18 protein-coding genes and 1 riboswitch are annotated in these 16,701 nt (G+C 72.0%); of the genes, 7 read left to right on the top strand and 11 right to left on the bottom strand.

The genetic code is table 11. The features are described 5' to 3' along the window. Positions 1-67: 67 nt before the first annotated feature. A complete protein-coding gene (locus ACQPZF_RS20360; protein ID WP_433273931.1) occupies positions 68-1,555 on the bottom strand; it encodes a protein kinase domain-containing protein in 1,488 nt (495 codons plus the stop codon). 30 nt (positions 1,556-1,585) lie between these two features. Beyond that, positions 1,586-1,783 carry a hypothetical protein gene (locus ACQPZF_RS20365; protein WP_433273933.1) on the bottom strand — a complete coding sequence of 66 codons (198 nt, stop codon included), beginning with the start codon at positions 1,781-1,783 and terminating at the stop codon, positions 1,586-1,588. Between the two features lie 137 nt (positions 1,784-1,920). On the opposite strand from ACQPZF_RS20365, the gene ACQPZF_RS20370 reads away from it, so the two are divergent. Then, positions 1,921-3,084, top strand: coding sequence for a sugar efflux transporter (locus ACQPZF_RS20370; protein WP_433273935.1), 1,164 nt, complete (start codon positions 1,921-1,923; stop codon positions 3,082-3,084). A gap of 77 nt (positions 3,085-3,161) precedes the next feature. Beyond that, complete coding sequence (locus ACQPZF_RS20375; protein WP_433273937.1) at positions 3,162-3,833, top strand: hypothetical protein; 672 nt, start codon at positions 3,162-3,164, stop codon at positions 3,831-3,833. On the opposite strand, the gene ACQPZF_RS20380 is transcribed toward ACQPZF_RS20375, so the two are convergent. The 6 genes from ACQPZF_RS20380 to ACQPZF_RS20405 are packed head-to-tail and all read right to left on the bottom strand — an operon-like array spanning position 3,815 to position 9,854. After that, entirely contained in the window at positions 3,815-4,600 is a 786-nt protein-coding gene (locus ACQPZF_RS20380; RefSeq protein WP_433273939.1) for an ECF transporter S component, read from the bottom strand. The genes ACQPZF_RS20375 and ACQPZF_RS20380 overlap by 19 nt on opposite strands. Continuing rightward, positions 4,597-6,270: an ABC transporter ATP-binding protein gene (locus ACQPZF_RS20385; RefSeq protein ID WP_433273941.1), complete on the bottom strand. Its 1,674-nt coding sequence runs from the start codon at positions 6,268-6,270 to the stop codon at positions 4,597-4,599. The genes ACQPZF_RS20380 and ACQPZF_RS20385 overlap by 4 nt, the downstream gene beginning before the upstream one ends. Next, on the bottom strand, positions 6,267-7,331 hold the full coding sequence (locus ACQPZF_RS20390) for a CbiQ family ECF transporter T component (protein ID WP_433273943.1): 1,065 nt from the start codon (positions 7,329-7,331) through the stop codon (positions 6,267-6,269). The genes ACQPZF_RS20385 and ACQPZF_RS20390 overlap by 4 nt, the downstream gene beginning before the upstream one ends. Further along, the gene (locus ACQPZF_RS20395; protein ID WP_433273945.1) at positions 7,328-8,134 is read right to left on the bottom strand and encodes a hypothetical protein; all 807 of its coding nucleotides are present in this window, start codon (positions 8,132-8,134) and stop codon (positions 7,328-7,330) included. The genes ACQPZF_RS20390 and ACQPZF_RS20395 overlap by 4 nt, the downstream gene beginning before the upstream one ends. Then, a complete protein-coding gene (locus ACQPZF_RS20400) occupies positions 8,131-8,568 on the bottom strand; it encodes a hypothetical protein (protein WP_433273947.1) in 438 nt (145 codons plus the stop codon). Before ACQPZF_RS20400 ends, ACQPZF_RS20395 begins: the two co-directional genes overlap by 4 nt. Next, a complete protein-coding gene (locus ACQPZF_RS20405; RefSeq protein ID WP_433273949.1) occupies positions 8,565-9,854 on the bottom strand; it encodes a peptidase in 1,290 nt (429 codons plus the stop codon). The genes ACQPZF_RS20400 and ACQPZF_RS20405 overlap by 4 nt, the downstream gene beginning before the upstream one ends. 91 nt (positions 9,855-9,945) lie before the next feature. Then, a riboswitch (cobalamin riboswitch) is annotated at positions 9,946-10,075 on the bottom strand. Between the two features lie 87 nt (positions 10,076-10,162). On the opposite strand from ACQPZF_RS20405, the gene ACQPZF_RS20410 reads away from it, so the two are divergent. Then, positions 10,163-11,428, top strand: coding sequence for a cytochrome P450 (locus ACQPZF_RS20410; RefSeq protein WP_433273951.1), 1,266 nt, complete (start codon positions 10,163-10,165; stop codon positions 11,426-11,428). A gap of 65 nt (positions 11,429-11,493) precedes the next feature. Here ACQPZF_RS20410 and ACQPZF_RS20415 read toward each other — a convergent pair whose 3' ends face one another. Beyond that, a complete protein-coding gene (locus ACQPZF_RS20415; RefSeq protein ID WP_433273953.1) occupies positions 11,494-11,994 on the bottom strand; it encodes a hypothetical protein in 501 nt (166 codons plus the stop codon). Positions 11,995-12,203: 209 nt separating this feature from the next. Between ACQPZF_RS20415 and ACQPZF_RS20420 the strand changes: the two genes are divergently transcribed. Then, positions 12,204-13,034, top strand: coding sequence for a helix-turn-helix domain-containing protein (locus ACQPZF_RS20420; protein WP_433273955.1), 831 nt, complete (start codon positions 12,204-12,206; stop codon positions 13,032-13,034). A gap of 3 nt (positions 13,035-13,037) precedes the next feature. Beyond that, positions 13,038-13,244 carry a DUF397 domain-containing protein gene (locus ACQPZF_RS20425; protein ID WP_433273957.1) on the top strand — a complete coding sequence of 69 codons (207 nt, stop codon included), beginning with the start codon at positions 13,038-13,040 and terminating at the stop codon, positions 13,242-13,244. 137 nt (positions 13,245-13,381) lie between these two features. Here the strand turns inward: ACQPZF_RS20425 and ACQPZF_RS20430 are convergent, their stop codons facing one another. Both ACQPZF_RS20430 and ACQPZF_RS20435 read right to left on the bottom strand, forming a co-directional pair. Next, positions 13,382-14,320 (bottom strand): SDR family NAD(P)-dependent oxidoreductase, encoded by a 939-nt coding sequence (locus ACQPZF_RS20430; protein ID WP_433273959.1) that lies wholly within the window; start codon positions 14,318-14,320, stop codon positions 13,382-13,384. A 56-nt stretch (positions 14,321-14,376) separates the two neighbouring features. Next, positions 14,377-14,892, bottom strand: a complete 516-nt coding sequence (locus tag ACQPZF_RS20435; protein ID WP_433273961.1) for a nuclear transport factor 2 family protein — start codon at positions 14,890-14,892, stop codon at positions 14,377-14,379. Between the two features lie 40 nt (positions 14,893-14,932). On the opposite strand from ACQPZF_RS20435, the gene ACQPZF_RS20440 reads away from it, so the two are divergent. Beyond that, entirely contained in the window at positions 14,933-15,532 is a 600-nt protein-coding gene (locus ACQPZF_RS20440; protein WP_433274634.1) for a TetR/AcrR family transcriptional regulator, read from the top strand. Between the two features lie 135 nt (positions 15,533-15,667). Continuing rightward, positions 15,668-16,618: a DMT family transporter gene (locus ACQPZF_RS20445; protein WP_433273963.1), complete on the top strand. Its 951-nt coding sequence runs from the start codon at positions 15,668-15,670 to the stop codon at positions 16,616-16,618. The last annotated feature ends 83 nt before the right edge of the window (positions 16,619-16,701 follow it).

The following is a 16,701-nucleotide window of genomic DNA, read 5'->3' on the forward strand; positions in this document are numbered from 1 at the left end:
GACAGCGCGAAGCCGTCGACGACTGATCTTTAGTTGGAATAATTCCTTCAGTGTTGACTGAAAAGGATCATTCGTCGTCGTGCTTGCCGCCGCGCTTCCGGTCGTCCTTCCTGCCGTCCTCGACGCGCTGGGTCGAGAGCACTTCGTCGGAGCCGATCACTGTCGTCCCGTTCCCCGTGACGAGACCGAGCCGGTGCGTCTCGCTGACCCGTACGTGGTCGGTGGTGTAGTCGAAGGCGACCGTCACGGTGGCCGCGCCGGTGGCCTTCGGGGGAGTGGTGATCACCAGCTTGTCGACGTCCTTCCAGAACTTCTCGTACTGCTGCCTGCCTCGGGCCTGGAGATCGGGTCCGAGGCGGGTCCAGGCCTGTTCGGCGCGCTTGGGCAGCAGGGCGTAGTACTCGGACACCACTTGTTCGAGCTGCGCGGGGGAGGGCGTGGGCGTCGTGCTCGTGGTCGTGGCGGTGGTGGTCGTGGCGGTGGTGGTCTGGGTTGCGGTCCGGGCGGTGTCGTCCCGGTGGGTGAGCAGCACCGCGAGCACCACGAGGCCGGCGACGACCGGCACCGCGATCCCGAGCAGGATGGGGCGTCGGTTGCGTGGCGGGGCCACCGGCAGGTCAAGGCGGGCCACCGGCAGGTCAAGGCGGGCCACCGGCAGGTCAAGGCGGGTCGGCGGAGGGTCTGAGAGGGTCGCCGGAGGGTCTGAGAGGGTCGGTGGAGGGGCGAACTGGTCGGCGGCAGGTTGCACCGTGGTGGGCCGGGGTGCGGGGGAGCGGAGTCGGTCGGCCGCCTGTGCCATGGTCGGCCGGGTCGCCGGGTCGGTGCGCAGCAGGTCCATCAGCACGTCGGTGAGCGGTCCGGCCTGGGCAGGCGGGCGGAACCGGCCGGTCGCGACCGCGTGCAGCAGGGCGATCGCGTTGTCGCTGTCGCCGAACGGGGGCTGTCCTTCCACCGCCGCGTACAGGGTGGCGCCCAGGGAGAAGACGTCGGCGGCGGGTCCGGGCTGTGCGCCGCGCGCGGCTTCGGGGGAGAGGAACGCGGGGGTACCGGCGAGCAGGCCGGTCCGGGTCACCGTGACGTCGCCGGCGGCGCGGGCGATGCCGAAGTCGGTGATCTTGGCGGTGCCGTCGTCGGCGAGCAGGATGTTGCCGGGTTTGACGTCGCGGTGGACGACGCCGGCCCGGTGGGCGGCGGCGAGCGCGGCGGCGATCTGCGCGCCGATGTGGCGGACCCGCTCGGGTGGCAGCGTGCCGTGGTCGGCGAGGGTGCGGGCGGGGACGTACTCCATGACGATCACGGGTCTGCCGTCGTCTTCGACCACGTCGTGGACGGTGACGGCGTTGGGGTGCCGGACCCGGGCGGCGATGCGCGCTTCGCGGGCCGCGCGCCGGACGGACTCGGAGTCGTCCGCGCCGGTGGGCGGGGTCAGCTCCTTGAGTGCCACGGTCCGGCCGAGCCGTTCGTCGAGGGCTTCCCACACGACGCCCATCGCCCCGGCTCCGACGCGTCGGAGCAGTCGGTAGCGCCCGGCGATCAGTCGTCCTCCGTCGGCCACGGCGTGCTCCGTTCTCCCCGGGCCGACACGTTACCGGCCGGGCCCCCGGCGTTGATCGTCTTCGGCCGGCCGTGCGGCGGTGCGGTCGTGCAGGGCGGTGAAGAGGCCGTGGTTGCCGGCGGAGGTGAGGCGTTCCCGCAGCCGGGCCACCACCAGGCGGATGCGCCAGGTGAGTTCGGCGGGGTCGACCTCTTGCTCCGGCGTGCGGTCGGTATTTCGGAGGTTCACGCTTTCGCGTTACCCGGTTCGCCGAGCGGCCAAACGGTCGTCCCAGGTGGGCCGCGTGATCATGGTCACGGTCCACGGGCTGGTATTCCGTTTCCTCGCGGCGGGTGCCGGTGGTGAGTATGTCAGGTGTGGCTGTCGTGAGCGAAACCGTTGTCCCGTCCCGTTCCCGGCCATTCATCCCGTTGCTGTCGGTGAGTTTGCTGACCGGTGTGGGTTACGCCTTGGCGTTCCCGTTCATGTCGCTGTTCCTGATCAAGGAGTTGAACGCCGGTCCGTTCGCGGTGGGTGCGTTCCTGCTGACCAGTTCGCTGGCGGCGCTGGTGGTCAGCACGCTGATCGGCCGGCTGTCGGACGCGCGTGCGGTGCGGCGGAACCTGATGGTGTTCGCGGCGCTGGCGGGCGGTGTGTCGTTCGGGCTGTTCGCGGTGCTGCGGAATTACTGGGTGCTGCTGTTGGTGTCGCTGACGGTGGCGGCGGTGGCGTCGTCGCTGATGCCGCAGATGTTCGCCTATGCCCGGCAGGCGTTGGAGCGCAGCGGGTCGGCGCGGGCGCCGTTGGCGATCAGCACGTTGCGGACGATGTTGTCGGTGTCGTGGGTCGCCGGTCCGCCGGTGGCCGCGCTGCTGATCGACTTGAGCGGGTTCACCGGGTTGTTCGCGGTGTCGGCGGCGGTGTACCTGGTGGGCGCGGTGCTGACGTTGGCGTTGCTGCCGGAGTTGGGGGAGGACGAGCCGACGCACGCGGCGGTGGACCGGTCGGGGGCTCGTCGGGAGATCGTGTTGGCGGCGTTCGCGTTCGTGCTGCTGCAAGGGGCGACGGCGGTGGGTGTGCTGGCGATGCCGTTGTACGTCACGGATGTGCTGCACGGGACGACCGGTGACGCCGGTCTGGTGCTGGGGTTGTGCGCGGCGCTGGAGATCCCGTTGATGCTGGGGTTCGGGGTGCTGGCGATCCGGGTCAACCAGCGGTTGCTGGTGCTGGCGGGCGGGGCGGTGGCGTTGGCGTACTACGCGGTGATGCTGGCGACGGATGCGACGTGGCAGGTGGCGGCGGCGCAGGCGTTGCACGCCGTGGTGATCTCGGCCGTGATGGGCGTGGGCATCTCGTACTTCCAGAATCTCGCTCCGGACCGTCCGGGTTACGCGACCACGCTGTACACGAACACGGCGAAGATCAGCGCGATGCTGGCGGGTCCGCTGTTGGCGTTGTCGCAGGTGTTCGGCTATCGGAGCGCGTACGCGATCGGGTTGGTGATGTCGGCGCTCGGTCTGGGGCTGCTGTTGCTGGCGCGGCGTCGTTGATGCCGGCGTAGTCCGTTCTATCAGGGAGAACCCGTCCGCCTTCCTTGCTAGACCTGTCCTCTCAGGGGAGGGCGGCTATGGCGGGTTCGGGTGGGCGTCGTATCGGCGGCGCGGGTGGTGGCAGCAGCAAGGGGTCGCGCAAGGGGAGCGCGGCGGGGACTCTGGTGCTGGCCGGGGTGATCGCGTTGACGGCGGTCAACGCCGGCGGCGTGGGCGGGCTCGGGGGTGCGGGCGGCGGGGGTGCGGGCGGTCAGAGTGTGTCCGCGCGTAAAGCGGACGGGCAGAAGGCGGCCAAGCGTGGCGACGCCGAGGGCGCGTGGCGGCGGTTCGGTATGCGGGGGTTGAGGAAGACCCCGAAGCAGGCGGCCGAGTGCGTGGTGTCGTCGTTCGGGCGGGTGCGGGAGTACTTCGAGGCCAACCGGTGTTCCTCGATGGATCGGATGCTGTTCGCGGTGGGGGACGCCGCGGGGAACTCGGCGGTCGTCTCCGTGGTGTGGGTGGGGTTCGCGGGCCGTGGTGATGCCGCGGGGTTCAAGTCGCTGATCGACGTGCACGGCAGTGGTGACGTGCGGCCGTTGGGCGGTGCGCTGCTGGACTTGGGTGACATCACGTTCACCGGCCGCAACTACGGCTCGGACCGGGACGGCGACACGGTCGTGGTCGCCGAGGCGGAGACCGTCTCGGGTGTCGTGGACGCGGCGGTCCTGGATGCGTTGGCCGAGGTCGCCGCCTATTTGCCCCGGCCGTAGTCGAACGCCGCCCGGCGGGCCGCGCGGCGCAGGGTGCGCAGCAGCACGGGACCGGTGACCAGCACCAGGATGGTGGTGGTGACGGCGCGGCCGATGTCCCAGCCGAGGGAGGTGGCGAGGCTGAACGCGACCAGCCGGATGAGGTTGTCGGTGATCGGCCCGCCCGGTTGGAACGACAGCGCGGTGCTGCCCGCGCTCAACGCGAACGGCCAGAACGACAGGTTGAGCAGCAGCCCGTAGACCAGTGACGCGACCGCGCTGTAGACGGCGAGCAGGACGAGTTCCGCCCGTCCCTTCAGCGGCGGCAGCAGCCCTGCGCCGAGCGCGACCCAGGCCGCGCCGAGCATCTGGTACGGCAGCCACGGCCCGACGCCGCCGGTGAGCAGCGCGGACGCGAACAGCATCGTGTTGCCGAGCACGAACCCGAACCCCGGTCCGAACACCCGGCCGCCCAGCACCAGCAGGAAGAACACCGTCTCGATGCCGGCCGTGCCCGCGCCCAGCGGGCGGATCGCCGCGCCCAGCGCCGACAGGACACCGAGCATGGCCACCGCTTTGGCGTCCATGCCGCGTTCGCTGATCTCGGCCAGCACCACGGCGAGCACGAGCGGCAGGAGCAGCGCGAACGTCCAGGGAGCGTCCGTGCCGTGCGCGATGCCCGCGTCCGGGGTGACCAGCAGCGGCCAGCCGAACGCGGCCACGCCGATCGTGCCGGAGACGGCGAGGGCGATGGTGGCGCGTGGTCGGATGCGGACGGGGGCGGTCATCGGGTGGCCAGGGTGGTTGCGACGTCGGCGACGGTGAGCCAGGGGAGCGGCGCGAGGACCTTGGCCACTTGCGGGGAGAACGTGGGTGAGGCGGTGACGACTTCGGCGGTGGGGCCGTCGGCGACGGTGTCGCCTTCGGCCAGCACGACCACGCGGGTGGCGTATTCGGCGACGAACTCCACGTCGTGGGTGGCGAGGAGGATCGCGTGCCCGTCGTCGGCGAGGGTGCGGAGGGCTTCGGCGAGGCGGGTCTTGGCGGGGTAGTCCAGGCCTCGGGTCGGTTCGTCCAGCAGGACCGCGCGGGGCTGTGGGGTGAGGGCCACGGCCAGTGCCAGCGCCAGGCGTTGGCCTTCGGACAGGTCGCGTGGGTGCCGGTCGTCCGGGATGCCCGGGGTCAGGCGGTCCAGGAGTGCGCGGCAGGTGCCTCGGGGTTTGCCGGATTCGCGGTCGGACTGGTCGCACTCGCCGCGCACGGTGTGCAGGTAGAGCAGGTCGGCGGGCTGTTGCGGGACGAGGCCGATCGCCCGGCGGCGTGGGCCGGGTTTGAGGCCCGCCGGGTCGACGCCGTCGACGGCCACCTCGCCGGCGGACCGCTTTCCGGTGCCCTGCAACGCCCACAGCAGACTGGACTTGCCCGATCCGTTGCGCCCCATCACAGCCACCCGCTCGCCCGCGCCGACGGTGAGGTCGACGCCGCGCAACGCCTCCACCGCGCCGTACCGGACGCGCAAGCCGTTGGCACGCAACACCGTGGATCGCGCGGCCGACCGGACTGACTCCGCCGCAGGTGGCAGACCGGTTCGAGGCCGGCCGTCGGCCACGGGTGCAGCCACGTCGTTCCGCGCACTGTCGTCGGCGGAGGTCAACCGCTCGCGCAACGGTCCGGCAAGGCGGCGGGCGTCGCGGATGGACACCGGGATCGGCGACCAGCCGGCGAGTTGGCCCAGCCGCACCACGGGCGGTGCGACGGGGGCGTCCGCCAGCACCTCGCCCGGGTCGCCGGCGACGGGTTTCGCGTCGCCGGGCAGCCACACCGCCCGGTCCGCGTACTGGGCGACCCGTTCCAGCCGGTGTTCGGCGATCAGCACCGTCATGCCCAGGTCGTGCACCAGGCGGTGCAGCGCGGCCAGCACGTCCTCCGCCGCGCCGGGGTCGAGCGCGGACGTCGGCTCGTCCAGCACGAGCACGCGGGGGTGGGCGGTGAGCGCCGCGCCGACGGCCACCCGTTGCTGCTGGCCGCCGGACAGGGTCGCGAGTGGACGGCGCCGCAGGTCCGCCAGGCCCAGCAGGTCCAAGGTCTCCTCGACGCGTTTGCGCATCACCGGGTTCGGCAGGCCCAGCGACTCCATCGAGTACGCCAGCTCGTCCTCCACCGAGTCGGTGACGAAACCGGCCTGCGGGTCCTGCGCCACCATGCCCACCACGTCGGCCAGTTCGCGTGGCGGGTGGGTGCGGGTGTCGCGGCCGTCCACCAGCACCCGTCCGGTGAGCGTGCCGCCGGTGAAGTGCGGCACGAGGCCGTTCACCGCGCGCAGCAGCGTCGACTTGCCCGACCCGGTGCGGCCGACCACCAGGCACAGCTCGCCTTCCGGCACGTGGAGGTCCACTTCGGACAGTGCCGGGCCGGGTGCGTCCGGGTAGGTGACGGAGACGTTCTCGAACCGGATCATGTCCTCTTCCGTTCGGCGGTCAGCACCGGCACGACCGCGCACAGCAGGCCGATCGCGGGCAGCAGCGGCAGTTGGGGCACTTCCAGCGGCACGGTGCCCGGCGTCAGCGCCGCGCCGCCCAGGCCCGCCGGCGCCAGGTACGTCCCGAGCGCCGCGACCAGCCCGGACCCGACGGCCAGCGCCTCGCGGAGGCCCCACACGTCGGGCCGGTACCGGCTGCGCCGCACCCGCCGCGACCCCGTCCACAGCCCGGCGACGGCCAGCGCCGAGCCGAGCACCAGCATCGGCGCGCCCACCACCGGCGGCGCGCTGCCGTCGAGCAGCCCGTACACGCCGACGCACAGCCCGATCAGGCCGCCCAGCACCAGCGTCCCGGTGAGCACGCGGGTCGACGTCGGCAGCCCGGCGTTGCGCCCGTAGCCGCGCGAGTCCATCGCCGCCGCCAGCACCAGGGACCGTTCGAACGCGTCCTCCAGCACCGGCACCAACAACACCTTCACCGCCCGGACCCCGCGCACCGCCTCGCCCCGCAACGCCCGCGCCCGACGCACCGACCGCGCACCCGCCACGAGCTGCGGCGCGACCGTCATCGCCACGACCACCGCCACACTGACCTCGTACAGGGCGGCCGGCAGCGACCGCAGCAGCCGCTTGGCGTTGGCCAGGGCGTTCGCCGCGCCGACGCAGCACAGCAGGGTCGCGAGCTGGAGTCCTTGGCACACCGCGAAAACCAGCCCTTCGGCGGTGACCGGGCCACCCAGCCGGATACCGCGCGTCCACGCCGGCAACGGCACCTCGGGCAGCGCGAACAGCACCGTCGTCCCGCCGACACCGCCCAGCAGGACGTGGAACACGACCCGGACGCCGATCACGACGAGCCCGAACTTGAAGAACACCCCGTAGGAACTCGCCCACGGGGTGTCCTGCCGGCACGACACGGCCACGAACCCGGCGACCGCGATCACCAGGCCGAGCATCAGCGGGTTCGTGGTGCGGCTGGCCACCGCCGCCAACGCCAGCGCCCACAGCCACCACGCGCCCGGGTGCAGCGCCCGGCTCACGACCCCGCCTGACGGCGCCTGCGCACCGTCCACCAGCCCAGCGCGCCCAACAGGGCGATCACCGCGAGACCCACCAGCAGCCCGACCTCGCCGCCGGGCTGTTCCCCGGTGGCCAACGTCGTGATGTCGGCGGGTGCGGCCGACTGCGTGCCGGCCGACTCCGCCGTGGCGGTAGTCGCCCCGGCCCGGTCCGGGGTCGGCTCCGCACTGCCCGGCTGTGTCGTCGCACCGGTCTGCGGTGCGGGCTCGCCCGACCGGCCGGGTTGAACAGGTTGGCCTTGCCGATCGGGCTGACCGGGCAGTCCGGGCTGACCGGGTTGGCCGGTGGGCTGCGGCGGCGGGGCGTGCGTGGGTTCGGGACGTGCCGGAGCAGGGGCAGGCGGCGCGACACCGGGTTGCCCGCCCGCCCCGAACGCCCAGCCCTCGACCGCGCCGGGAGCCGGATCACGGCCCGCCGCACCGACATCGCTGTACACCCACGACCCGCCGGGCCGCGCGTGCCAGTACGACCAGTAGGCGTCGGTGGGGGAGGCGTTGACGCACGGATCGCTCTCCGGCACGTTGTCGATCCGGCAGACGAACCCGGCGAACCGCTGGGCCATCCGGTAGCCGAACCCCGCGCCGCTCAACGCCGCCAGACCGCTGCCCGGGTCACCGGCCGCGCAGCCGGTCCGCACCTCGCCGCCCAACGCGCGGAAGTCCACCACCACCGTCACGCCGGCGCAGTCGGCCGCCGCCGAGGCGGGCGCCGGAGCGCCCGCCACCAGCAGACCGACCGCGATCAGCAGCGCACGCGCCCTCACGGCGCGGTGGCAGGCGCCTGACCCGCGCCGAACGCCCAGCCCTCGACACTGCCCGGCGCGGGGTCGTGGCCGGCCGCGCCGGACGTGCTGTAGGTCCAGGCGCCGCCGGGCTGCGCGTGCCAGTACGACCAGTAGGCCGTCACCGGAGCGCCGTTGCACGGGTCGGGCAGCGCGTTGATCCGGCACACGAAGCCCGGCCGGCGCGGCACGAAGGCATAGCCGAACCCGGCCCCGGTGAGCGCCGCCAGGCCGGTGGCCGGATCACCCGGCGCGCACGCGGTCTGCACGGTCCCGCCCAGCGCGGTGAAGTCGACCACCACCGTGACGCCGCTCGTGCCCGGACACGCCGCCGCCTGCGCGGCGGGGGTGACCGCCACCAGCGCGCCGCCCGTGGCGGCCAGCACGGCCAGCGTCGACAAGAGCCTGCGGATCATCGCTGCTGCTCCTTCACCGTGGCATAGCGCTTGCGCCCCAACGTCATCGCCAGCGCGCCCGCCACCAGCAGGAGCGTGCCGAGCCACAGCGCCGGGCCGACCGGCACGCCGGTGCGGGCCAGTTCGTCGCCGCCCGACCCGGCGAAACCGGCCGGGGTATCAGTGTCCGAAGTGGACGGTTCGGTTGTGGTGGTGGGGGCCGGGCAGTCGAGCACGGGCGCGGCGGGCTTGTCGCCGGCCGACGAGATGTCGGCCAGGCTCACGCCGGTCAGCCCCAGGATCGCCTGCGAGGTGGCGCGGATGGCGTTGCCCGGCTGGAAGTCCCCGGCGTCGTAGTTGATCGCGCCCGTCGCCGCCCCGGCACAGCCCACCTGGAGTTTCGTCAGGTACGCCACGGCCCGGTCGGCGACGTCGTCCCGTCCGCCGACCCGCAACGCCTGCGCGGCGAGCCCGGTGCTGTTGGCGTTGCTCGTCGTGCCCTTGTCGCCCGGCAGGCCGTTGTCCGGGAACCCGCCGTCGGCGAGCTGCCGACCGGCCAGCCAGGCGACGCCGTCCGCCGCGTCGGCGGTGCGGCCCGCGGCCAGCAGCGCCTGCACGGCCATCGCCGTGGCGTCCACCTGGGAAGTGCAGGTGGCCTGCGCGAACTGCAACGGGAACCCGCCGTCCGGGCACGCGCTGCCCGCCAGGAACGTGACGGCGGCCTCGGGCGCGGTGCCGTGCCGCTCCAGCGCCACCACCGCGATGGACTGGCTGAAGTTGTTGGTGAAGTCGCTCGGGTAGGAGGTCTTGTCGGTGAACCGGCCCGACGGGGCCTGCAACGCGGTGAGCCCGGCGATCAGGTCGACGCCGCCGAAGTTCGCGGGGTCCTTGCCCTGCGCGAGCACCGCGAGCGCCAGCTTGGCGTACGCGCCGGCGTACTGCGAGCCTTCCTCGTCGGTGACGTAGGCGTTGATCGTCTCCGGCTTCTCCAGCCACGCCAGCGCCTTCGCGGCGTTGTCCTGGGCGACCCCGGCCGCGTCGAGCGCGAGCAGCGCGTCGATGGTCAACCCCTGGTCGGGGAAGGTGTCCGGGCCGATCACGGTCTCGAACCGCTCGCCGTCGACGAGTTGGCGGGCCAGCCACCCGGCCGCCGCCTCGACCGGCTTCGTCGTGACAGGCCCGGCGTCGGCGGGTTCGGCGAGAGCGGATGCGGGCGCGGAGGTGGCCGGCTCGGCGAGGGCGGCGGGCGCGGCGAGGAATGCGGACAGGGCGACGGCGAGCACGGGGGCGGTCCGTCTCAACGGCATGGTTCGGCCTTTCCGGGCGCAAGGCGAGCGCGGACCCCGGACAGCCGTCACCGACTCCCCCAGGCTCCGACCCGCGTTCCTCGACGGTGTCAGGAGCAGTGCACGCACGGCGGGTGTTCGGGCTCGTCCGATATCGGACCTACCGTTGCGGGTCAGCGCCGGATTCCGACCGGCTTCCCCCGCGTCATGCGCGATTCCCGATCGTCTGTCAACGGGACACGGCCTGTCAATCCGCCTGTGGCGCGATGCCACCCACTCGTACGTACGGTTACCGTCGGTCAGTCGAACCTGGGGAAGAGGGGTGTGGGATGGCGACTCTGGCGTCGGTGCGCGACGGCTTGGTGGCGTGGGTCGCACGGCGTTCGGTGACGCGGTGGGTCATGGGAAGGATCGGTTCGCGGGCGTTGTCGCTGCTCCCGGACCGTGCGCTGGTCCCGCTGAAGCGGGACGGGGTGACGCCGGCCGCGGAACTGGAGCGGATGAGGGGGAGCGGTCCGGTCCACCGGCTGCCGGTGCCGTTCGGGGTGCGGGTGTGGTTGGTCACGGGTCAGCCCGAGGCGAAAAAAGTGCTTTCCGACACAGAGGCGTTCAGTAACGATTACGCCCGATTGGGCGCGGCCATAGGGCGGATCGAGCAGACGCCGGGCGGTCTGGGCTTCGCCGACCCGCCCGACCACACGCGGCTGCGCAAGCTGCTGACGCCGGAGTTCACCATGCGCCGGCTGTCGCGCCTGGTGCCGCGCATCGACGAGATCGTCACCGAACGCCTGGACGCGATGGCGGCGGCGGACGGTCCGGTGGACCTGGTCAAGGAGTTCGCGCTGCCCATCCCGTCGCTGGCCATCTGCGAACTGCTCGGCGTGCCCTACGCGGACCGCGCCCGGTTCCAGGAGTTGGCGGCGGCGCGGTTCGACCTGTTCGGCGGGGCGGCGTCGGCGCTGGGCGCGATCTCCGAGTCGCTGAAGTACATGGAGCAGATCGTCCGACGCGAACGCCGCAACCCCGGCGACGGCCTGATCGGCATGATCATCCGTGAGCACGGCGACGCGGTGAGCGACGAAGAGCTGGCGGGCCTCGCCGACGGCGTGCTGACGGGCGGTTTCGACACCACCGCGAGCATGTTGGCGCTCGGCGCGATCGTGCTGATGAGCGACCCGGCGGCGCGCACGGCGATGCGCGACGACGATCAGGCCGTCGGACCGCTGGTGGAGGAACTGCTCCGGCACCTCAGCGTGGTGCAGGTCGCGTTCCCCCGGTTCGCCAAGCACGACCTGGAGATCGGCGGCACGGAGATCAAGGAAGGCGACGTGGTGGTGGTGTCGTTGAGCGCCGCCAACCGCGAAGGCTTGGCACGCCTGGACTTCGACGCGGCCCGCAAGGTCTCCGCGCACCTGGCGTTCGGGTACGGCGCACACCGCTGCGTGGGCGCAGAACTGGCCCGGATGGAGCTGCGCGCGGCCTACCCGGCCCTGCTGCGGCGGTTCCCGAACCTGCGATTCGCCGACGACGAGCCGACTTTCCGCACCGCGTCGATCGTGCACGGGGTGGACCGGCTGATGGTCCACGTCCGCTGACGACCGTGCACCCTGCACGACCGTGCAGGGTGCACCGTGGGTTCGCGGTAGGACGGTCGTTCGCGTTATCCCTGCGCCGCAACGACTTCGCTCATACCGGACGCGGCGGCCGGCGCACCCGCGGCCAACCGCGTGATGCGCTCCGCGGCATCCTCGGCGGCGTCCATCGCCTGGGCCGCCGCGTCGGCCGCGGCCTGGGCGGTGTCGGCCGCCCCGACCGCCGCGCCGGCCTCCTGCCGCAACCGCTCCGCCAACTCGGAGTCCCCGCCCCGTTCGGCGATCGCGGCCCGCTCCCGCGCGAGCACCGCCGCGCGCCGCGCCTGCGCCCCGGCGTCGTAGGCGGCGTCGGCCACCTTGTCCGCCGCGTCGATCAGCTCCATGTCGCCCAGCACCGCCGCGATGTCCCGGCGCAGCGCGAGCGCGTGCGAGTCGCGCAGGGTGATCTCCACCCGGCTGCCGATCGACAGGAACACGGTCCGCCCGACACCGCTCCGCAACCGCACCTCCACGTCGGCGTCCGGGTGCAGGGCCATGCTCGCGACGATGTCGTCCGTCCCCCAGCTCACGAGGCCACCCCCGCGCGGCTTCCACTGTTCGGCACTGTGTCCGTCCTTCCTGTGTCGTCACCGGGCGGCTCGGGACAGCGACCGGCGCGCCGCGTGCCCGGCGCAACGCCACTGTGGGAGGATTCCCGTTGACATCTGAGGTGCTTTCCGGGAGAACAGTCACATGTTCCCGGAAACCCGGCAACTTGTGTCACCTGGACGGAGTACATATGCCGAGGAAAACGCCAGGTCCGAAGGCCAAGGGCCTCGGTGGGGAACTGCGCGTCCTGCGCAAGACCGCCAAGGTCACGCTGGAACAGGCCGCCGCCTCCATCGGCCTGTCCAAGCAGGTCCTGTCCCGGCTGGAGACCGGCCAGCGCAACATCGCGCCGGACGAGGTCGCGGGCCTGCTCGGTCTCTACGGCGTGAGCGGCCCGCGTCGCGAGCAGTTGCTGACGATGGCGCGCACGCTCAACGACCCCGGCTGGTGGGAGCTGAACGCGCCCGGCATGACGCAGGAGTCGGCGACGCTCGCGGACTACGAGGACCGCGCCAAGCGCATCACCGACTGGTCGCCGCTCCTGGTGCCCGGACTGTTGCAGACCCCCGACTACGCCCGCGCGTTCATGCTGGACGACGGGGTCACGCCCACCGAAGTGGAAGCGCGGCTGGCCGCGCGGATGCGTCGGCAGGAACGCCTGGACCGGGACGACGTGCACTACACGGCCCTCATCGGCGAACCGGCGCTGATCGGCAACGACGAGATCCACCGCGAACAACTCGCCGCGCTGGCCTCCGCCGCCGAACGCCCGAACGTGACCGTCCGGGTGGTGCCGACGCAGTCGATGCCACGACTCGGCCGTGTCGGTGCCTTCATGATCCTCGACGTGCCGCCGGCCGTGGTCGTCCACGTCGAGATGGCCCGATCCGGCGCGTTCCTCGACGACGAGGCGTTCACGACGCCCTACCTGCGTCGCGCCGGGCGACTCAGTGAGGTAGCGCTCAGTGCGACACTGTCTCTGCGTCGGCTTGTCGGACTACGAGACGAAATGGAAGTGTGATTGATGCAGCTACCTGCACTGACGTGGCGCAAGTCGGCCCGGTCGGAGTCGCAGTCGAACTGCGTCGAGTTGGCTTGCCTGCCGGACGGCGGGGTCGCGATGAGGGACAGCAAACTGGGCGACGGCAGCCCGGTCCTGTCGTTCACCCGCAGCGGGATCGCCGCGTTCCTCGGTGAGGCCAAGGACGGCGGGTTCGACGGCCTGTCCTGATGGCGGGTGGTGGGCACCCGCTGACGTGCCGAACGGGAGACTCGCCGACGCGCAGTGCTTTGCCTCGGCGAGTCTCCCGTTCGGATTTTCTCAGCAGGGCAACGTCGGAGCGCCGCCCACACGGAAGTGGCGTCGGGTCAGGGGTCTGGCGTGATCCCGGTGATGGAGGCGGTGAGCTGCCACAGCTCACGTGCGAGCCGGGGGTCTCGTGCGGTCCCGGTGCGGCGGGCGGGACCGGCCGGTCCACGGATCTCGAAGAGGCCGGTCGGGCCGAGGTAGTCACCACCGCGGACCGGTCCGGTGGCGGCGAGGAGCTGTGGTCGGATGCCCGCGGCCACCGGCTGGGAGAGGTACCGGTCGGGTAGCACGAGCATGCGGGCGCGCCAGGTGTTCCTGCGGGCGAGGGCGTTGTTGAGCAGCTCCGAGGCCGTCAGTCCCGGATGGGCGGCGACCGAGAGCACTGAGTCCCCGGTGGCCCGCAGTCGCCGGTCGAGTTCGGCGGCGAACAGCAGGTTCGCGAGTTTGGAGGCCCCGTAGGCGCGTGTCGGTGAGTAGCGGCGGCGCTCCCAGTGCAGGTCGGTGAGGTCGAGGCCGCCGGTGCGGTGCCCGAGGCTCGATGTCGTGACCACCCGCGCGGGCCGTTCCGGCTGCCCGGCCGCGCGCAGCGCCGGCATGAGCAGCCAGGTCAGTGCGGCCGGGCCGAGGTGGTTGGTGCCGATCTGCAGTTCGAACCGGTCACGGGTCTGCTCGTGCGGTCCCAGTGACACGGCGGCGTTGTTGACCAGTACGTCGACCCGGTCGCCGGTGCGTTCCCGGATGTCCGTGGCGGCGGTGTGCACCGAGGCGAGGTCGGCCAGGTCGAGCAGCACGAGTTCGGCCGAGCCCGGCCCGTCGATGCCCGCCCGCACCTGCTCGACGGCCGCCGTTCCACGCTCGGCGTCACGAGCGGTCATCAGGACCCGGGCGCCGGCCCCCGTCAGCACGGCGGCGAGTGCGCGGCCGAGGCCGGAGGTGGTCCCGGTGACGACGATGGTGCGGTCGGCGAGGTCGGGAACGGCGTGGGGTGGTGGTGCCATGGTCAGGTGTCCCCAGTTCGAGGGTTTCGTCAGGGCGTTTCGGCGGACGGCCTGCCTCAGGCCGGCGTGGTGGCGTTCCCGGATGTCAGGGCCGTCTGGAAGATGCCGAAGTTGCCGGTCATCCAGAGGGTGGTCAGCTTGAGCCGGGCGATCCGCCAGCCGTGCGGGGTCCGCTCGAAGTGGTTCGTGTAGTACCCGTACACCGTTTGGTCGCTGTCACCGGTGCTGTTGGGCAGGTGGTGACTGGCTCGGACGTAGGCGACACAGGTGGCCCGGTTCTCGCCGTCGAAGCTGATGCGGAGATTGGTGATCATGTGTTGGGTCGCCTGGAAGGACTCCATCCTCGGCGCGGTGCCCCGCACCCAGTCGTCGGCGGCCAGGCGCGTGACGGGCTGTCCGAAGCCGTCGCTGAAGTCGACTTCGACCTCATCGGTGAAGCAGCTTCGGAACAGCTCCCAGTCGCGGGAGTCGGTGCTCGCGGCGTAGCGGATCTGGACATCACCGATCTCTGCGCGATCGAGCAGCCAGAGCACGCGAGCGTCGCCGCCCCGGGTTTCATGTGACGTTGTCATGTGACCCATGGTCGCATCTCAGATGACATTGTCAAGTAAGATGGGCTGTGTGACACGGGCGGAGACCGCAGCGACCACGCGACGAGCGCTCATCAGTGCCGCTTCCGAGCTGCTTGACGAAGGCGGCCCGGACGCCGTCACCCTGCGCGCGGTGGGCGCGCGGGCCGGAGTCTCCCGCGGCGCGCCCTACGGTCACTTCGAGAACAAGGACCACCTCCTGACCCAGCTCGCCGTCAACGCGTGGAACTCACTGGCAGAGGAGGCGGGGCGGCTTCGCGCGAACCTCGACGTCCCTGCGCGAGCCCGGCTTGAAGGGGGACTTCTGGCGCTCATCGCGGTCGCCCGCCGGCAGCCGCACCTGTTCGCGCTGATGTTCAGCACTCCGGCGAACACCCCGGTCGCCGTCGAGGCCGCGGACCGCGTCGCAGGCGAGTTCCTGGCGCTCGTCACGGATGTGGTCGGCGAGGCCGACGCCCCCCGTTACGGCGCTCTGCTGATGTCCGGCGCCTACGGCATCGCCGGGATGGAACTCGGCGGCCACCTGGCCAAGGAAATGTGGCACGTCAGCGTCGAGGAACTCGTGCACATGCTGGTCGACCCCATCCGGCCCGGTCCCGGCGAGGCCGGGCGATCCGGCTGAACGGCTCGACCCTGGCCAGGAGCAAACGCAGCCAGGCCCAGTGCCGTCGTCCCGCTGCCGACTGTGAAGCTGTGCTTAACGCAGCTCCAGAAGCCTTCACTTTTCTTAACGCCACCACTGCGGCACCGTGAGGACGTGCTGAGCAGACCGGTGGTGCGGCTGGGTGTCCTGGCCCTGTTGTGGGGCTCGGGCTTCCTGTGGATCAAGCTGGCACTCACCGGCCTCACCCCAGCCCAGATCACGGTGATCCGCTGCGCGTTGGGCGCGGCCGTGCTGCTGGTCCTCGCCCTCGCCCAACGCCAGAAGCTGCCGCGCGACCAGGCGACCTGGGGGCACCTGGTCGTCGCGGCGCTCTTCTGCAACGTCGTGCCGTTCCTGCTGTTCGGCATCGGCGAGCAGACCGTGGACTCCGGTGTCGCCGGCGTCCTCAACGCCACCACTCCGCTGTGGTCGGTGCTGATCGGCCTGTTCCTGCGCACCGAGCGCGGCCTCACGCCGGCCCGTGGCGCCGGGCTCGTCCTCGGGTTCGCGGGCGTCGTGCTGATCTTCGCGCCCTGGCAGCGGCACGGCCTCGCGAGCTGGGGCGCGCTCGCCGTGCTCGGCGCGGCGGCCAGCTACGCCGTCGCGTTCGCCTACATGGGACGCACCCTCGTCGGCAAGGGCGGCCCGATGGCGATCTCCGCCGCCCAGCTCATGACCGCCACCGGACTGAGCGCGCTCGCGTTGCCGGCGTCCGGGCCCGCGCACCCGAACGCCACCGCCATCACCGCCGTCGTGGTCCTCGGCATTTTCGGCACCGGCATCACCTTCGTCCTCAACTACCGGATCATCGAGGACGAGGGCGCGACCAGCGCCGCCACGGTCGGCTACCTGCTGCCGGTGGTGTCCGTCGCGCTCGGCGCGATCGTCCTGGACGAGCCGCTGACCCTCCGGATCGTCGCGGGCATGGCCGTCGTGCTGTGCGGGGTCGCCCTGACCCGGTTGGCGGTGCCCAAACCGCCACCGGGCGGACCCGGCCGTTACCAGTTGCCGGTTATCTCCACCGAGCGTGAGCAGACCGGCGGCCGTTCGGCCGACCTTGGTTGACCATGGCATAACCGCTGGTCAGGCTGCTGGATTGAACCCGGACGAGTGAATGTCCGCTCCGTCAACCCTGCGTCGGAGCGCGC

The organism is Actinosynnema sp. CS-041913, assembly GCF_050942485.1.
Taxonomy (GTDB): domain Bacteria; phylum Actinomycetota; class Actinomycetes; order Mycobacteriales; family Pseudonocardiaceae; genus Actinosynnema.

Coding starts and splice junctions, on each gene's coding strand:
- ACQPZF_RS20435 (WP_433273961.1), bottom strand. CDS start 14,892: ATGACAACGTCACATGAAACCCGGGGCGGCGACGCTCGCGTGCTCTGG.
- ACQPZF_RS20420 (WP_433273955.1), top strand. CDS start 12,204: ATGCCGAGGAAAACGCCAGGTCCGAAGGCCAAGGGCCTCGGTGGGGAA.
- ACQPZF_RS20440 (WP_433274634.1), top strand. CDS start 14,933: ATGGGCTGTGTGACACGGGCGGAGACCGCAGCGACCACGCGACGAGCG.
- ACQPZF_RS20430 (WP_433273959.1), bottom strand. CDS start 14,320: ATGGCACCACCACCCCACGCCGTTCCCGACCTCGCCGACCGCACCATC.
- ACQPZF_RS20410 (WP_433273951.1), top strand. CDS start 10,163: ATGGCGACTCTGGCGTCGGTGCGCGACGGCTTGGTGGCGTGGGTCGCA.
- ACQPZF_RS20375 (WP_433273937.1), top strand. CDS start 3,162: ATGGCGGGTTCGGGTGGGCGTCGTATCGGCGGCGCGGGTGGTGGCAGC.
- ACQPZF_RS20405 (WP_433273949.1), bottom strand. CDS start 9,854: ATGCCGTTGAGACGGACCGCCCCCGTGCTCGCCGTCGCCCTGTCCGCA.
- ACQPZF_RS20425 (WP_433273957.1), top strand. CDS start 13,038: ATGCAGCTACCTGCACTGACGTGGCGCAAGTCGGCCCGGTCGGAGTCG.
- ACQPZF_RS20380 (WP_433273939.1), bottom strand. CDS start 4,600: ATGACCGCCCCCGTCCGCATCCGACCACGCGCCACCATCGCCCTCGCC.
- ACQPZF_RS20385 (WP_433273941.1), bottom strand. CDS start 6,270: ATGATCCGGTTCGAGAACGTCTCCGTCACCTACCCGGACGCACCCGGC.
- ACQPZF_RS20400 (WP_433273947.1), bottom strand. CDS start 8,568: ATGATCCGCAGGCTCTTGTCGACGCTGGCCGTGCTGGCCGCCACGGGC.